This is a genomic window from Nonomuraea sp. NPDC052265 (assembly GCF_044547985.1).
Taxonomy (GTDB): Bacteria; Actinomycetota; Actinomycetes; order Streptosporangiales; family Streptosporangiaceae; genus Nonomuraea.
This window is the reverse complement of sequence record NZ_JBIUBJ010000001.1, coordinates 40,875-55,843: the sequence shown is the minus strand read 5'-3', so window position 1 is coordinate 55,843 and position 14,969 is coordinate 40,875. Positions and strand designations below refer to the sequence as shown.

At 70.0% G+C, this 14,969-nt stretch carries 13 protein-coding genes; 7 read left to right on the top strand and 6 right to left on the bottom strand.

From position 1 onward, the window contains the following. Positions 1 to 49 precede the first annotated feature (49 nt). From ACIHAD_RS00265 to ACIHAD_RS00255, 3 genes are read right to left on the bottom strand one after another with little or no spacing between them, the layout of a single operon-like run. Positions 50 to 1,027: an ABC transporter substrate-binding protein gene (locus tag ACIHAD_RS00265; protein ID WP_397352106.1), complete on the bottom strand. Its 978-nt coding sequence runs from the start codon at positions 1,025 to 1,027 to the stop codon at positions 50 to 52. Then, positions 1,024 to 2,937, bottom strand: coding sequence for an ABC transporter permease (locus ACIHAD_RS00260; protein ID WP_397352105.1), 1,914 nt, complete (start codon positions 2,935 to 2,937; stop codon positions 1,024 to 1,026). The genes ACIHAD_RS00265 and ACIHAD_RS00260 overlap by 4 nt, the downstream gene beginning before the upstream one ends. After that, complete coding sequence (locus ACIHAD_RS00255) at positions 2,934 to 3,914, bottom strand: glycine betaine/L-proline ABC transporter ATP-binding protein (protein WP_397352104.1); 981 nt, start codon at positions 3,912 to 3,914, stop codon at positions 2,934 to 2,936. Before ACIHAD_RS00255 ends, ACIHAD_RS00260 begins: the two co-directional genes overlap by 4 nt. A 416-nt stretch (positions 3,915 to 4,330) precedes the next feature. Here ACIHAD_RS00255 and ACIHAD_RS00250 point away from each other — a divergent pair, with 416 nt between their 5' ends. From ACIHAD_RS00250 to ACIHAD_RS00240, 3 genes are read left to right on the top strand one after another with little or no spacing between them, the layout of a single operon-like run. Next, positions 4,331 to 7,021, top strand: a complete 2,691-nt coding sequence (locus ACIHAD_RS00250) for a nitrate- and nitrite sensing domain-containing protein (RefSeq protein ID WP_397352103.1) — start codon at positions 4,331 to 4,333, stop codon at positions 7,019 to 7,021. After that, positions 7,021 to 7,443, top strand: coding sequence for a roadblock/LC7 domain-containing protein (locus ACIHAD_RS00245; RefSeq protein WP_352321436.1), 423 nt, complete (start codon positions 7,021 to 7,023; stop codon positions 7,441 to 7,443). The genes ACIHAD_RS00250 and ACIHAD_RS00245 overlap by 1 nt, the downstream gene beginning before the upstream one ends. Before the next feature lie 12 nt (positions 7,444 to 7,455). Further along, complete coding sequence (locus ACIHAD_RS00240; RefSeq protein WP_397352102.1) at positions 7,456 to 7,824, top strand: DUF742 domain-containing protein; 369 nt, start codon at positions 7,456 to 7,458, stop codon at positions 7,822 to 7,824. A 7-nt stretch (positions 7,825 to 7,831) separates the two neighbouring features. On the opposite strand, the gene ACIHAD_RS00235 is transcribed toward ACIHAD_RS00240, so the two are convergent. Then, complete coding sequence (locus ACIHAD_RS00235) at positions 7,832 to 8,791, bottom strand: SIS domain-containing protein (RefSeq protein ID WP_397352101.1); 960 nt, start codon at positions 8,789 to 8,791, stop codon at positions 7,832 to 7,834. Beyond that, positions 8,788 to 9,909, bottom strand: a complete 1,122-nt coding sequence (locus tag ACIHAD_RS00230) for a hypothetical protein (RefSeq protein WP_397352100.1) — start codon at positions 9,907 to 9,909, stop codon at positions 8,788 to 8,790. The genes ACIHAD_RS00235 and ACIHAD_RS00230 overlap by 4 nt, the downstream gene beginning before the upstream one ends. Before the next feature lie 596 nt (positions 9,910 to 10,505). Between ACIHAD_RS00230 and ACIHAD_RS00225 the strand changes: the two genes are divergently transcribed. From ACIHAD_RS00225 to ACIHAD_RS00210, 4 genes are read left to right on the top strand one after another with little or no spacing between them, the layout of a single operon-like run. Continuing rightward, complete coding sequence (locus tag ACIHAD_RS00225) at positions 10,506 to 11,627, top strand: spermidine/putrescine ABC transporter substrate-binding protein (RefSeq protein WP_397352099.1); 1,122 nt, start codon at positions 10,506 to 10,508, stop codon at positions 11,625 to 11,627. An 11-nt stretch (positions 11,628 to 11,638) separates the two neighbouring features. Continuing rightward, the gene (locus tag ACIHAD_RS00220) at positions 11,639 to 12,493 is read left to right on the top strand and encodes an ABC transporter permease (protein ID WP_397352098.1); all 855 of its coding nucleotides are present in this window, start codon (positions 11,639 to 11,641) and stop codon (positions 12,491 to 12,493) included. Further along, positions 12,486 to 13,292 (top strand): ABC transporter permease, encoded by an 807-nt coding sequence (locus tag ACIHAD_RS00215; protein WP_397352097.1) that lies wholly within the window; start codon positions 12,486 to 12,488, stop codon positions 13,290 to 13,292. Before ACIHAD_RS00220 ends, ACIHAD_RS00215 begins: the two co-directional genes overlap by 8 nt. Further along, positions 13,279 to 14,328: an ABC transporter ATP-binding protein gene (locus tag ACIHAD_RS00210; protein ID WP_397352096.1), complete on the top strand. Its 1,050-nt coding sequence runs from the start codon at positions 13,279 to 13,281 to the stop codon at positions 14,326 to 14,328. Before ACIHAD_RS00215 ends, ACIHAD_RS00210 begins: the two co-directional genes overlap by 14 nt. Here the strand turns inward: ACIHAD_RS00210 and ACIHAD_RS00205 are convergent. After that, positions 14,322 to 14,927 carry a TetR/AcrR family transcriptional regulator gene (locus ACIHAD_RS00205; protein ID WP_397352095.1) on the bottom strand — a complete coding sequence of 202 codons (606 nt, stop codon included), beginning with the start codon at positions 14,925 to 14,927 and terminating at the stop codon, positions 14,322 to 14,324. The genes ACIHAD_RS00210 and ACIHAD_RS00205 overlap by 7 nt on opposite strands. Positions 14,928 to 14,969 lie beyond the last annotated feature (42 nt).

The following is a 14,969-nucleotide window of genomic DNA, read 5'->3' as shown; positions in this document are numbered from 1 at the left end:
GACCGCGGCCCCTCCGGCGGGCGGCCGGAGGAGGCGCGGTCAAGAGGGGTCACTTGGGGAGCCAGGCCTGCCACTTGGCGGTGTTGGCCTCGACCCACTTCTTGGCTGCCTGCTCGCCGGTCAGGCCGTTGTTGGTCATGTCGTTGGCGACCGCGTTCTGGTCCTCGTTGGTCCAGCTGAAGTTCTTGACCAGCTCGTACGCCTTGCCGCCGGTGTCGGCGAACTTCTTGCTGACGATCTTGTCGAGGTCCAGCTCGGCGTAGTCGCAGGCGACCTTCTTGGCGTCGGCGTCACAGCCCTCGGTGTACGGGGGCAGGTTCACCCGGGTCAGCTCGACCTTGTCGAACAGCCAGTGGGGCGTCCAGAAGTAGAACAGCAGCGCCTTCTTCTGCGCCTGCGCCTGCTCGGCCGCCTTGAGCAGGGCCGCCTCGCTGCCGCCGGTCACCACCTTGTAGTTCAGCTTGAGGTTCTTGACCAGGGCCTCGTCGTTGGTGACGTAGCTCGGGTCGCCGTCGAGGAGCTGGCCCTTGCCGCCGGACTCCGACGTCTTGAACAGGTCGGCGTACTTGTTGAGGTTCTTGGAGTCGGTGATGTCCGGGTACTTGTCGGCCATCCACTTGGGCACGTACCAGCCGATGACGCCCTTGTTGCCGGTGGAGCCCGCCGTGAGCGCGACCTTCTTCTTGTCGATGAACTTCTTCTTCAGGTCCGGGTGACCCCAGTTCTCGATGATGACGTCGACATCGCCCGTCTCGAAGCCCTCCCAGGCGACCTGCTCCTTGATCTCGGGCAGCTCCACGTTGTACTTGAGCTCGTTCTTCAGCAGGTAGGCGACGACGTTCGCGCTGGCCTCGTAACCGACCCACGGGTTGATCGCGATCTTGACGGTGCCCGCCGTCGCCGCGCCGGAGGCGGCGCCGGCCGACGGGGCGGCGGCGCTGGGGGAGGTCTCCACCTTGGCGCCACCGCCGCAACCCACGGCGGTGAGGCCGAGAACGAGCAGGCCTGCGAGCAGGCGAATCTTCATGTGCGCTTCCTCTTTCGGGGGGAAGGGCGCCTGTCGGCGCCCTGCGTGATGCGGTCGAGCATGACTCCGAGCAGGACGGTCGCGATGCCCGCCACGAAGCCCATGCCGAAATCCGTGCGCTGGGAGAAGCCGACGACCACGTCGTAGCCGAGCGCGCCCGCCCCGACCAGGCCGCCGACGACGACCATGGCCAGCGTCATCACGATGCCCTGGTTGGCCGCGAGCAGGATGGCCCGCCGCGCCATCGGGAGCTGCACCTTCCACAGGAGCTGGCCCGGGGTCGAGCCCGCCGACGTGGCCGCCTCGACGACCGTGGCGGGCACCCCTCTGATGCCGTCCTCGACCAGGCGCACCACGGGCGGCACCGCGTAGATCACCGAGGCGAAGATCGCGGTGAACCGGGTCGTCTCGAACAGGGCCAGCGCCGGCAGCAGGTAGACGAACGCGGGCATGGTCTGGGCGGCGTCCAGCAGTGGGCGCTGGATCGCCGACCAGCGCGGCGAGCGGGCCGCGGCCACGCCCAGCAGCAGGCCGATGACCAGGGTGACGAGCACCGCCACCGCGACCGTGGTCATCGTCTGCATGGCGTGCTCCCACACGCCGAGCAGCGCGATCGCCAGCAGGCAGCCGAGCGCGGTCAGCGCCGGGCGTACCCCGCTCACCCGCCAGGCGAGGGTCAGCACCGCGAGGGCGATCAGCCACCACGGGGCCGAGGTGAGCAGGCCCTCCAGCGGGTTGAGCAGGAAGGCCGAGGTCAGATCCTTGACGAACGTCGTGACCGGGTACCAGGTCGTCTCCGCCCAGCGGACGGCGTCGTTCACCTGCGCGGCGAAGCCGATCGTCAGGTTCTCCGGCCACCCCGCCGGCAGGACGGAACCGGCCACGATCCCCACGACGGCGACCGCCGCCGCGACGGCCAGGTCGAGCCGCCCGGCCGTCGTGTGCGCCTGGCGGCGGGCCACCGACATGAGCATGCGGTCGAGCACCACGGCCATGACCACGATCGCGAGGCCCGCCGGGAGCATGATGCCGACCTGGGCCCGCGACAGGCCGCGGATGATGTCGCCGCCCAGGCCGGGGGCCGAGATCAGGTTCGCGATCACGACCATGGACAGCGCCATCATGATGGTCTGGTTCACCGCCAGCGCCATCGTCGAGCGGGCCAGCGGCAGGTGCACCTTGAACAGCGTCTGCCGGCGGGTCGCGCCCAGCGACGCCGACGCCTCGACCGCCGTGGGGGAGACCTCCTCGATGGCCAGCGCCGTGATGCGGATCGCGGGCGGGATCGAGTAGATCATCGTCGCGATCGCCCCGGCCGGCGCGCCGATGTGGAAGAACAGCACGAGCGGCGCCAGGTACGCGAACGTCGGCATGATCTGCATGACGTCGAGCACCGGCGTCAGCACCCGGTGCACCCGCGGCGACAGCCCCGCCCAGACGCCGAGCGGCACGCCCACCGCCAGCGACAGCAGCACCGAGGCCGCCACCAGCGCCAGCGTGTCCACGCTCGACTGCCACAGGCCGAGCACCCCGAACGCGCCCACACCCGCCGTCGCGAGCAGCGCGATGCGCCGGCCGCCCGCCAGCCAGCCCAGCGCGCCCAGGACGCCGATCAGACCGGGCCAGTTCAGGGCCGTGAGGACGGTCTGGAAGAAGGTGTAGAGGCCGTCGACGAACAGCCGGATGTAGTTGAGGAAGTACAGGAAGAGCGGGCTCTCGTTCCGGTGGTCGTCGATCCACTCGCGCAGGTCGGTGACCGCCAGGAACTGCGGCGCCTCCTTGTCGTGCGGCAGCGTGCCGGTGCCCCGGAAGACCAGGTACGCCACGGCGAACAGCACCGCCACCCCGGCCGCACCGGCCCACCTCGGGATCCTGAGCCTGCCGGGGGCGCTGACCGCGGTGGTGCTCACGCGCCTGCCCTTACCGCCGCGTCCTCACCGGCGAGGAAGGACAGCAGGTCCACGCGGTCCACGACGCCGGTCAGCTCGTCGCCGTCCATCACCCGGATCGGGCGGGAGGAGGCCGAGGCCGCGGCGATGGCGTCCTTGACCAGGGTGGTGACGGGGAGCTGCGGGCCGTCCAGCGGCTCGCCGGGCTCGGGGTCGCGGCGGATCCAGCGCAGCGTCAGCACGTGGCTGCGCGGCACGTCGCGGACGAAGTCGGCCACGTAGTCGTCGGCCGGCGCGCCCACCAGCTCCTCGGCCGTGCCGAGCTGCACGATCGAGCCGTCCCGCATGATGGCGATCCGCTCGCCCAGCTTGAGCGCCTCGGACAGGTCGTGGGTGATGAACACCATCGTCTTGCCGACCTCGCGGTGGAGCCGGATCACCTCGGCCTGCATGTCGCGCCGGATCAGCGGGTCGAGCGCGCTGAACGGCTCGTCGAACAGCATCACCTGGGGATCGACGGCCAGCGCGCGGGCCAGGCCGACGCGCTGCTGCATGCCGCCGGAGAGCTGGTCGGGGTAGGCGTCGGCGTGTCCGTCGAGGCCCACGAGGGAGAGGATCTCGGCGGCCCGCGCGTGCCTGGCGGCCTTGGAGGTGCCCTGGATCTCCAGACCGTAGGCAACGTTGTCAACGACCTTACGGTGCGGCAACAGCCCGAAATGCTGGAAGACCATGCTCACCTGGTGACGGCGCAGTTCGCGCAGCCGGGCGGGGGAGGCGCGGCCGACGTCCTCGCCGTCGATCATGATCTGGCCGGCGCTGGGCTCGACGAGCCTGGTGAGGCAGCGTACGAGGGTGGACTTGCCGCTTCCCGACAGGCCCATGACGACGAAGACCTCGCCGGGGCGCACCTCGAAGCTCACGTCGCGGACGGCGGCGGTGCAACCGGTCCTCTCTCGCATCGCGGCGGGGTCGAGGTGTCTGTCCTCGCTGTCCAGCACCTTTTGCGCCCTGGATCCGAAGATCTTCCAAAGCCCGTCGACGCTGATAGCCGCGCTGTCGGGAGAATCCCGCACCCTCGCCTCCTCGTTTGCCGGGGCTCAACATATGCGGTGAATAACGCAAATCTCAACGCTGTGACCCGTGAGAGACCTGGCTGCTCCTCCCGTGTTATGCGCTTGGAACGCGCTAATCGCCCATAAGTGGACATATAAACATATGGTGGGGTATTTCTCGCCGGACTGAGGACGAGATGGGGCTCCAGCTTCTCGTCCCACTGGACACAGAAGTTGAATTGCGTCCCGATATGTGCGGCTGGCCACGTCCGCTTAGGATGTGTTCCAATTACCCGCACTTGCTGATTTCTCTCAAGGGGCACAGCCCTGACAAATACGCCGATTCGGGCGAGGTGCGTTCGGTGACAACACAGCTGGGCGAGAGGCGGGCCGTCGAAGGCAACTGGCGCCTGCGCAATTGGCGCGTACGTGCGCGCCTGGTCGCCCTCATCCTGGTGCCGACGGCCGCCGCCGTGCTGCTGGGCGGCGTCCAGGTGCTGTCCTCGACGGGCGCCGCCGCCGACTACGACCGGACGAACCGATTAGCCGTGCTCTCGGAGCAGGTGGGCGACCTGACCCACCAGCTCGCCGGCGAGCGGGCCAAGACCGCCTGGTACATCGCCAGGAACCGGCCCGTGAACGGGCTCGGCGGCGTCCAGTCCCAGATGGACCAGGTGGACGTCGCCATCAGAGAGGTACGCGGCACCGCCCAGCAGATCCTCGCCGACGTCGAGGGCCGCACCGCCGACCAGATCGAGAACATGCTCAGCCGCCTGGACGACCTGACCTCGCTGCGCCAGCAGGCGCTGGAGGCCAATCTGCTCCCCGGTCCCGCCGTCGACCTCTACACGACGGTGATCAGCGAGCTCCTGTCCATCCACACCGAACTCATCAAGGGCAGCTCCGACGACGAGCTGTTCCGCCAGACCCGCATGCTGGACGGCCTGGCCAGGGCGAAGGAGAGCGTCTCCTACCAGCAGGCGCTGCTCACCACCGTCCTCGTCGAGGGCGCCTTCGGCCAGGATCAGCTCAAGCGCTTCCTCGGCGAGCTGTCCGGCGAGACCGCCGAGCGCAAGGGCTTCGCCGCCGAGGCCACCGCCGACGAGCGCCGCTTCTTCGACGAGACCGTGAACGGCCGCAGCGCCGACCGCATGTTGTTCCTGCGCGAGCTCGTGCTCATCAGGGCCTCGGCCTCGCTGCCGCTGCGCGGGCTGGACCTGGCCAAGCGCGACGACGCGAAGGAGTGGTTCGAGGCATCCAACGTCGTCGTGGACTCCATGCGCACGGTCGAGCAGCGCCATGCCGCCGGGATCGTGGCGCGCAGCCGTACGCTCAGCGGCCAGGAGCAGCAGCGGGCGCTGGTCATCGCGGGCGCGGTGCTCGCGCTGCTCGTCGCCGTCCTGCTGATCACCACCGGCGTGGCCAGGTCGCTGGTCCGGCCGCTGCGCAGGCTGCGCGGCGAGGCGCTGGAGATCGCCGGGCACCGGCTGCCCGACTTCGTCCAGCACCTGCGCGAGTCGCGCGACGGCGCGGTCAACGCCGAGGTGCCGCCCATCGGCATCTTCTCCAAGGACGAGGTGGGCGAGGTCGCCCGCGCCTTCGACGAGGTGCACCGCGAGGCCGTACGGCTGGCGGGCGACGAGGCGCGGCTGCGCTCCAACGTCAACGCCATGTTCGTCAACCTGTCGCGGCGCAGCCAGACCCTGGTCGAACGGCAGCTCACCCTGATCGAGCGCCTGGAGCGCGGCGAGCGGGACGACGACCGCCTGGGCGACCTGTTCAAGCTCGACCACCTGGCCACCCGCATGCGCCGCAACAGCGAGAACCTGCTGGTCCTGGCCGGCCAGGAGGCCGCGCGCAAGTGGAGCGAGCCGGTCGAGCTGATGGACATCGTGCGCGCGGCGCTCGGCGAGGTCGAGAGCTACGACCGGGTCAGCGTCCAGGTGCAGTCGGACGCTGCCATCGCCGGGCAGGCCGTCACCGACGTGGTGCACCTGCTGGCCGAGCTGGTCGAGAACTCGGTCTCGTTCTCCTCCAGGGACACCAAGGTGATCATCTCCAGCAGCCGCATCGACGGCGGCGGGCTGATGGTCTCGGTGACCGACAACGGCATCGGCATGACCCCCGAGGAACTGGCCGAGGCCAACTGGCGGCTGGCCAACCCGCCGGTCGTGGACGTGTCCGTGTCGCGGCGGATGGGCCTGTTCGTGGTCGGGCGGCTCGCGCTGCGGCACAGCATCAAGGTGCAGCTCCGCCGCCAGGACATCGGCGGCCTGACCGCGATGGTGCTGATCCCGGAGATGCTGCTCACCGCCGTCCCGGGCACGACGGCCGGGCCCCTGCACGGGGCGATGGCCGGGCCTCAGCACGGCTCGATGGCCGGGGGCGTCCAGACCTCCATGAGCGGCGCGGGACGCCCGGACCAGCGACGGGCCGATCCCTTCCAGAGCGCCGAGCCGTACGCGCCGCCCACGGCCCCGATGCCCGCCTACGGGCACCCGTCGCTCGACCCCATGCCGTCCGCGCCCGACTCGTCCCCTTCCGGGGCGTCCCCGTCGGAGTCCCCGTCCGGGGCGTCGTTCGAGTCGTCGTTCGAGTCGTCGTCGTGGTTCACCTCGACCTCCTCGCACTCGGTCGAGGTGCCGCAGCCGGACCCGTCCGCGCCGGGGTCGTCGTACCCGTCGTTCGCCACGGGTCCCGAGCCCGCCGAGCCGGCGGCCACGAACGAGTTCCTGCCGATCTTCGCCTCGGTCGAGGAGAGCAGCTGGTTCAGCAAGGCCGCGCCGACCGCGGACCGGCGGGACCCGGCCTGGTCGTCGCCCGCCGACCAGGGCTGGCAGGCGGCGAACACGACCGCCGAGCCGGCCAGGAGCGGCACCACGAACTCCGGCCTGCCCAAGCGCACGCCGCGAGCGAATCTGGTGCCGGGCACCGCGGTCCCACAGCCGCCGCCCGCGCCGGTTCCTCCGCTGTCCCCCGACCGGCTGCGTAACAGGCTGGCCGGCTACCAGCAGGGCGTTCGCAAGGGCCGCGCCGAGCTAGAGGAGGACTGATGAAGGAGCTGAGCCAGGGGGCCAGGGACATCAACTGGCTGGTGAGCGCGTTCGTCGAGGAGGTGCCCGGCGTGGCCCACGCCGTGGTGGTCTCCGCCGACGGACTGCCGATGGCCTTCTCCCGCGGCTTCCCCAAAGACCGTGCCGACCAGCTCGCCGCCATCGCGGCCGGGCTGGTCAGCCTCACGCAGGGGTCGGCGCGGGTCTTCGAGGGCGGCGGCGTCACCCAGACCCTGGTGGAGATGGAACGCGGGCTGCTGCTGGTGATGTCGATCAGCGACGGCTCGTGCCTGGCGGTGCTGGCCGCGCCCGACTGCGACATGGGCCTGGTGGCGTATCAGATGACGATTCTGGTGGAACGCACGGGGCAGGTGTTGACCCCTGCCGTACGGGCGGAGTTGTCATCCGCGCGCCCCTGGTGATGGGAGTGGACGTTGGCATCGTGGCATGACGGGGAGCCTGAGCCCGAGCGCAGCTCGCTGGTGCGCATGTACGCCGTCACCGGCGGCAGGACGGCGCCGCGCACCGGCCTGGCCATGGAGGCGCTGGTCTCCTCGGCGACCTCGGCGCGGCTCGGCATGACCTACACCCGCGAGTACCGGGCGATCAGCGAGCTGTGCCGCCAGGTGCGCTCGGTGGCCGAGATCTCCGCGCTGCTGGCCGTCCCGCTGGGCGTCGCGCGGGTGCTGGTCGCCGACATGGAGGCCGACGGGCTGGTGAAGGTCTACCAGCCGCAGCTGGAGGCCGGCCTTCCGGACAGGAGGCTGCTCGAAAGGGTCCTGAGCGGGCTTCGCCGCCTCTGACCCGTCCCTACTGGGCGTTCCACCAGTACGCGGCCACCAGCTCGGCCACCAGCATCTCGGTGAGCAGCGCCACGTCGGGGTCGTCGTCGTGCGCGTAGCGGATCGCCGCCGCGGCGTCCTTCACCTCGCCGCCGACGGAGATCACCGTGGAGCCGCGCTCGCGCACCCAGTCCATGGCCTGCTCGTCGTAGCGGGAGCCGGGGAAGAGCAGCGCCCGGTAGTCGAGGGTCTTGGTGAGGTAGACGTCCACGTGTGACCAGTCACCCGCCTCGCAGGCGTCGGCCGCGCGGCGCGGGCCCTCGCGGAGCATCAGCGCCGACTGCTCGGCCGACGACAGCCGCTCGGCGGGGGCGATCGTGTAGACGCCGTCGGGGCCGTCGAGGAGCTCCATCGTCAGCGGGAGCCATTCGTCGCGGCGGTCCAGCAGGTCGCGGGTGGCCTCGGCGGCCCGGGTGAGCAGCGCCGGGAGGTCGCCTCCCGCCCCGGTGAGACGGGCTTCGAGCGCCAGCAGCAGGGCCAGCGTGTGCTGGAACGTCCGGCAGGCCACGCCGCCGCGCTCCTCGCCCGCGCTCATGGGCACCACCAGGTCGGCCGCCTCGGTGACGGGCGAGCCGGGCACGTTGGTGATCGCGGCCACGTACGACGGGCCCCCGGCGTAGCGGGCGAGGGCGTCGAGGGTCTCGCGGCTGCCGCCGGTGGCCGAGATCGGCACGACCAGCGTGCCGGGACCGGCCGGGTAGGTCGCCGCGGCGGAGGCGTAGTCGGCGTAGGCGTCCACGCCGACCGCGCGCAGGCGCAGGGCCGCGACCCCGGCGGCGTACCGGGAGCTGCCCATGCCGAGGAACAACACCCGGCGCACCCCCTCGGGCAGCCCGGCGAAGGGGTCGGCCGCGCGCAGCCCGTCGGCGAGGGCGGCCAGGGCGGCGGGCTTGGCCTCCAGGTCGGCCAGGTAGAGCTCGGGATTCACGGCAGGTTCTCCTCGGGGTACCAGGTGCGCAGCACGCCCATGGGGGCGTAGCGCCAGCGGGGCAGGTGGCGGGCGGCGTAGATCAGCTCGCGGCACTCCTGCTCGACCTCGAACGGGCGCAGCAGCGTCTCGTCCAGGAGATCGGGCCGGCCCTTGTCGGACAGGCGGCGGCGGTAGGCGGCCAGCAGGCCGGCGCGGGCCTTCGCCGCCCAGGCCGCGGCGTGGGCGGGCGGGGTGCCCCGGCGTCTGATCGCGACCTGGGCCACGTGCTCCAGGCTCGTGGTGAGCTGGGCGACGTCCCTGGCGGCCGGCTGGCGCACGCCGGTGTCGGCCACGGTGGGGTTGCCGTCGAAGTCGATCACGGCGTACCCGTCGCGCCAGCGCAGGATCTGGCCCACGTGCAGGTCGCCGTGGATCCTGATCGACGGGCCCGCGACGCCCGCCCGCAGCGGCTCCAGCTCGCGGGCCAGGGCGCCGGCCCGCGTGGCCAGCCACTCGCCGTCGGCGCCGCCGGTGAGGGAGAGCGCCTCGGCCAGCGCGTCCGCGGCCCGCGCCGCCGGGTCCGCCTGCCCCCCGGACGAGCCGCCGGGCAGGCCGGCCAGCGCCACGTGCAGGTCGGCGGCCAGGCGGCCGAGCTCGCCGGCGAACTCCGTGCCGCCCGACCCGGCCTCGTCCACGCACCACTCCCAGCCGTCGCGCGCCTCGGGCAGGTAGCCCGTCACCAGCGCCAGCAGCTCCTCGCCGGTGTCCGACGCGCGGGTCAGGGCCAGGTACGGGGGCGCGGTGTCGGCGAAGCCGACCTCGACGAGATGGGCGAAGATCTCGGGCGTCGGGTGGGGCAGCGGGACCGGCGGGGTCAGCCACTTCACGACCACCCGCTCGTCCACCACGACCGAGTGGTTGGTCTGGTCGACGTGCGGCCCGAAGCCGCGCTCGGCGGCCGTCGCTCCCGGAGCGGGAAGGGGACGGAACCGGCGGATCCCGAAGGGGGGCGGCGGGTCGTCCGCGAGCGCCCGCAGCAAAGTCGTGGACAGGCCGTGGTCCCGGTCGGAGACGGGCTCCTCCGCGAGGGCAGCGAGCCGACGCGCAATTGAATCCCAGTTCAACAGATTGCCCATGGTTCCCGATCGACGTATGGAAGGAAGTCTCGCTCATGTTGATATCCGCTGCAACTCCGCCGGGTCGGCGGTAATCGCAGCGGGTCATCGCATGAGGGAAAGCCGCCGCGTCGGGCAGGAGGGTACTGCCTTGATCGCGGTGGTCGCTCACGGCGACCCCGGCTCCTCTCCCGACGGGCGCCGCCTCCGGGCGGACGATCCGTCCCGACCGGCCCGGTGGCGACCGTGGCGATCGGACCGGCCCGGTGTGGAGGCGACCGTCGTCCTGTCCTGGGCGGATCCTGATCTTTCGCCCGTTTCCTCTGCACCCGCCAGGGATTGCGCGCCCCCGAACCGCTAGATTACGGCTGGGAGAGATGGCGCGAAGAGCGCGGCCCAAAGGCGGTCCGTACGCGAGGTGAGAGGTCCCTCACGGACCGGGATGAGGCGACTCCGTTATTGAATCTCGATTCAACACTCTGATCAAACTTCCTGGTAGCAATGTCGGGAAAAGTCTTGCTCATGTTGATTTCTGCTGCAACACTCCTGCTCTGGTCTGCCGTGTCCAGTAAGGTCGCGCGACCCCTCAATCCTCAGCACCAGAAGGAGTAGCGGCCGTGTCCCGTAACCGGTTCACCCGTCGTCTTCCGGCCGCCGTGGCGGTGGCCGGCCTCGCGCTAGCCGTCGCGGCGTGCGGCGGTGAGTCGTCGACCAGCTCAGACGGCACGACCGCGGCCAAGGCGGAGCAGCTCCAGCCCAACGCCGACCTGACCAAGCAGTCGCTCCAGGTGACGGTATGGGACGGTTACACGCCCAAGGAACTGCCTGAGAAGGTCAAGGAGAAGCTCAAGGTGCAGGAGATGAAGGTGACCCTGCACGCCACCAACGAAGAGGCGATGGCCAAGCTGACCGCCTCCGGTGACAGCGGCATCGACGTGGCCTTCGTCTCGGGCCAGTACGCCCAGGCGCTCAGCGCCCAGGGCCTGCTGGAGCCGATCCACGCCGAGCTGATCCCCAACCTGGCCAACCTCTACCCCGAGGCCACCCAGCTCTCCTACGACAAGGGCAACAAGTACTCGGTGCCCTACACCTGGGGCACGACCGGCATCTGCTACCGCAGCGACCTGGTGAAGACGCCGCCGACGAGCTGGAACGACATCCTCAAGCCCCCGTCCTGGGCCGAGAAGAAGGTCACCATGATGACCACCGAGCGCTGGCTGGCCCTGCCCGCGCTCAAGTCCCTCGGCTACTCGGTCAACACCGAGAAGGACGAGGAGATCAACAAGGCCAAGGAGCTCCTGGTCTCGCAGAAGCCGCACCTGCTCTCCTACGACGACACCACCTTCGGCGACAAGCTGAAGTCCGGCGAGGCGATCATGGTCGAGGCGTGGGACGGCTGGTGCCCGACCACGGACGAGAAGCAGAACATCAAGTTCGTGGTGCCGAAGGAGGGCAGCGACCTCTGGGTGGACACCATGGTGATCATGAAGTCCTCCAAGAACAAGGAAGCGGCCCACGCCTTCATCAACATGATCCTCGACCCGGAGACCCACCGCTGGGCCGCCGAGAACATCAACTACAAGGTCCCCAACAAGGCCGCCATGGACAAGGTGACCATCGCCAAGGGCTCGCTGCTGGACATCAAGCCGGCGGAGCTGCTCAACGGTGAGTCGATCATCGACCTGGGGCAGGCGTCGACCAAGTTCAGCCGCCTGTCGCAGGAAGTCACGGCCGGATAGTCGTTGGTGCAGTGAGATCCGAGGTCAAGGCCCGGCCGGTGTCCCGTGATCGGGGGCGCCGGCTGGGCGCGTTCGTTTTCCTTTCGCCAGGTCTGACGTACCTGGTCGTGCTGCTGCTGGTGCCGCTGGCGCTGGTGCTCAGCTACACGGTCTTCCAGCGGGGCCGCTTCGGCGGCGTGGTCTACGAGTTCACGCTGGAGAACTTCCAACGCCTGTTCGACTCGCTCTACCTGGGCGTGGTCGCCGACTCGCTGAAGATCGCGGCGATCACCACGGTGATCGCGCTGCTGCTCGGCTACCCGACGGCGTACCTGATCGCGCAGCTCCCGACGAAGTGGAAGACCATCGCCCTGGTGGCGATCGTGCTGCCCTTCTGGACGAACTTCATCATCCGCGTCTACGCGTGGATCATCATGCTCAGCGGTCCCGGGCTGATCAACTCCCTGCTGGGCACGAAGATGGAGCTGCTCTACAACCAGGGCACGATCGTCACCGGGCTGCTCTACTCGTACCTGCCGCTCATGGTGCTGCCGTTGTACTCCACGATCGAGAAGCTCGACCCGCAACTGCGCGAGGCGTCGGCCAATCTGGGGGCCTCGGCGTTCACCACGTTCAGGAAGGTGACGCTGCCGCTCACGCTCCCCGGCGTGCTGACCGGCGCGATGTTCGTGTTCGTGCCGAGCTTCGGCAACTTCGTCATCCCCGAGATGCTCGGCGGCAGCAAGTCGATCATGGTGGGCAACCTGGTCCGCAACCAGTTCCTGACCGCGCGCGACTGGCCGTTCGGCTCGGCGCTGGTGCTGGCGCTGATCGCGGTGCTGATCCTGCTGCTGCTCGTGCAGGCGTGGGCGGCCCGCCGTGCGTAGACCCAAGCTGCTGTACGTGCCCTTCTGGGCCACCTACGTCTTCCTCTACGTGCCGATCATCGTGCTGGTCGTCATGTCGTTCAACTCCGGCAAGTCGGCCTACACCTACGAGGGCTTCAGCCTCAAGTGGTACGGCGAGCTGGCCGCCGACGAGAAGATCAGGGACGGCCTGGTCAACACGCTGATCGTGGCCCTGGGCTCGACGGCGATCGCCACCGTGCTCGGCACCCTGCTGGCCGTCGGCCTGGCCAGGTACACCAAGTCCAAGATCCTCGACGCGCTCTCGCTCATGCCGGCCGTGCTGCCGGACCTGGTGCTCGCGATCGGCCTGCTGCTCCTGTACGCCCTGATCAACCAGTTCCTGGCACAGTGGGACGCCCAGTTCGCGCTCGGCCTGCCCACGGTGACCATCGCGCACGCGCTGTTCTCGATGGCGTTCGTCGCGGCCGTGGTGCGCACCCGGCTCACCAACGCCGACATGTCGCTGGAGGAGGCCTCGCGCGACCTGGGGGCCGGGCCGGTGGTCACGTTCATGAAGATCACGCTGCCGCAGCTCGTGCCCGGGATCGTCGCGGGGGCGCTGCTGGCGTTCACGCTGTCCCTGGACGAGTTCGTGATCGCGTTCTTCACGATCGGCAACGCCGAGCCGACGCTGCCGATCGTCATCTACTCAATGGTTCGTTTCGGGGTGACCCCGAAGATCAACGCGCTGGCCGCGATCCTGCTCCTCGTGAGCTTCACGGCGGTGATCGCCGGGCAGCGGATGACCAAGATCGGGGAGTCACGTGCTCAGAATTGACGGGATCACCCGCAGGTTCGGCGACGTCACCGCACTGGACGGCGTCTCGCTGGAGATCGAGCAGGGCGAGTTCTTCGCCCTGCTCGGGCCGTCCGGCTGCGGCAAGACCACCCTGCTGCGCATCATCGCCGGGTTCGAGTCGCCCGACGGGGGCACGGTCACGCTCGACGGCGAGGACCTGCTGGCCAAGCAGCCCAACCGGCGGCCGATCAGCCTCATGTTCCAGTCGTACGCGCTGTTCCCGCACATGAGCGTGGCCAAGAACGTGGCCTACGGCCTGGAGCGGGAGAAGCTGCCCCGGCAGGAGATCAAGCAGCGCGTCGGCGAGGTGCTGGAGACCGTGGGCCTGTCGGCGCACGCCTCGCGCAAGCCCGCGCAGCTGTCCGGCGGCCAGCGGCAGCGGGTCGCGCTGGCCCGTTCCATCGTCAAGCGCCCGCGCCTGCTGCTGCTCGACGAGCCGCTGTCGGCCCTGGACAAGAAGGTCCGCGCCGACATGCAGCTGGAGCTCAAGCGGCTGCAGAACGAGGTCGGCATCACCTTCGTGGTCGTCACGCACGACCAGGAGGAGGCCATGTCGCTGGCCGACCGCATCGCGGTCTTCGACAGCGGCACCGTGCGCCAGGTGGACGCCCCCGTCGCCCTGTACGAGCGCCCGCGCTCACCGTTCGTGGCCGACTTCGTCGGGGCGAACAACCTCTTCGAGGGCGTCTACACCGGCCTGGACGGGATCAAGAGCGACGAGTTCGGCATGCTGGCCGGCACGCCGCTCGACGAGCTCGCCGCCGACTCCAAGGCGCTGCTCGCGGTGCGTCCCGAGAAGGTCGAGCTGGCCGACGAGAACGCGGCCAGGGGCCTGAAGGGCAGCGTCCTGGACGTGAGCTTCTACGGCGGCGTCTCGCACGTCTCCGTGGACGTGCCCGGACGGGCCAAGCCCGTGCTCGCCGCGGTGCAGGGGGCGAGCACGGTGCAGCCCGGCGCCAAGGTGAAGGTGCGCTGGGAAGCCCAGGACGCCGTCATCATGACGGTCGATCAATGAGCCAGGTCGTTGCCCGTCGCCGCCCGCGCGTACGACAGGATCAGGTCGGCCGCCTCGTCGGGGCCGATCAGCGGGTGCCGGGCGGTGATGCGGTAGCCGTAGGCGTCCTCCAGGGCCACCAGGTTGCGCGCGACGGTCACGGAGTCGGCCGTCAGCCGGAAGACCCCGAGCGCGGCTCCCGTGTCCAGGATCGCCTGGTACATCGACACCTGGCGGTCGTACAGCGAGGTGAGCAGCACGCCGTAGACCCGGTGGCGGCCCGCGGCGCCGCCCAGCTCGTTGAGCAGGCGCACGTCGGGGTCGAGCGGCCCGGTCGGCAACCCCGACCGGATCGTGACGACCAGCTTCTCGACCGGGTCGGTGAAGTCGGCCAGGCGGCGCATACGCAGCTCGTAGAAGCGCTCCATGCCCGCGTGCTGCGCCTCGACCAGGAGTTCGCCCAGGTCGGGGTAGTGGTAGAGCACGGCGCCGGAGGTCAGACCGGCCTCCTCGGCGACGTGCGAGAGCTGTACTCCGTCGATGCCGTGACGGATGATGGCTCGGCGCGCGGCCTCGATCAAGTCGATGCGCCGGTCACTACGGCTTTTGCGCTGGGCCACGACCACCACCCCCCGTGCGTTTGGTCATCATTCAGATCGGCC

Bases quoted from the DNA above. Each gene is read 5' to 3' on its own strand.
- ACIHAD_RS00265 (WP_397352106.1), bottom strand. From the start codon at position 1,027: ATGAAGATTCGCCTGCTCGCAGGCCTGCTCGTTCTCGGCCTCACCGCC.
- ACIHAD_RS00245 (WP_352321436.1), top strand. From the start codon at position 7,021: ATGAAGGAGCTGAGCCAGGGGGCCAGGGACATCAACTGGCTGGTGAGC.
- ACIHAD_RS00230 (WP_397352100.1), bottom strand. From the start codon at position 9,909: ATGGGCAATCTGTTGAACTGGGATTCAATTGCGCGTCGGCTCGCTGCC.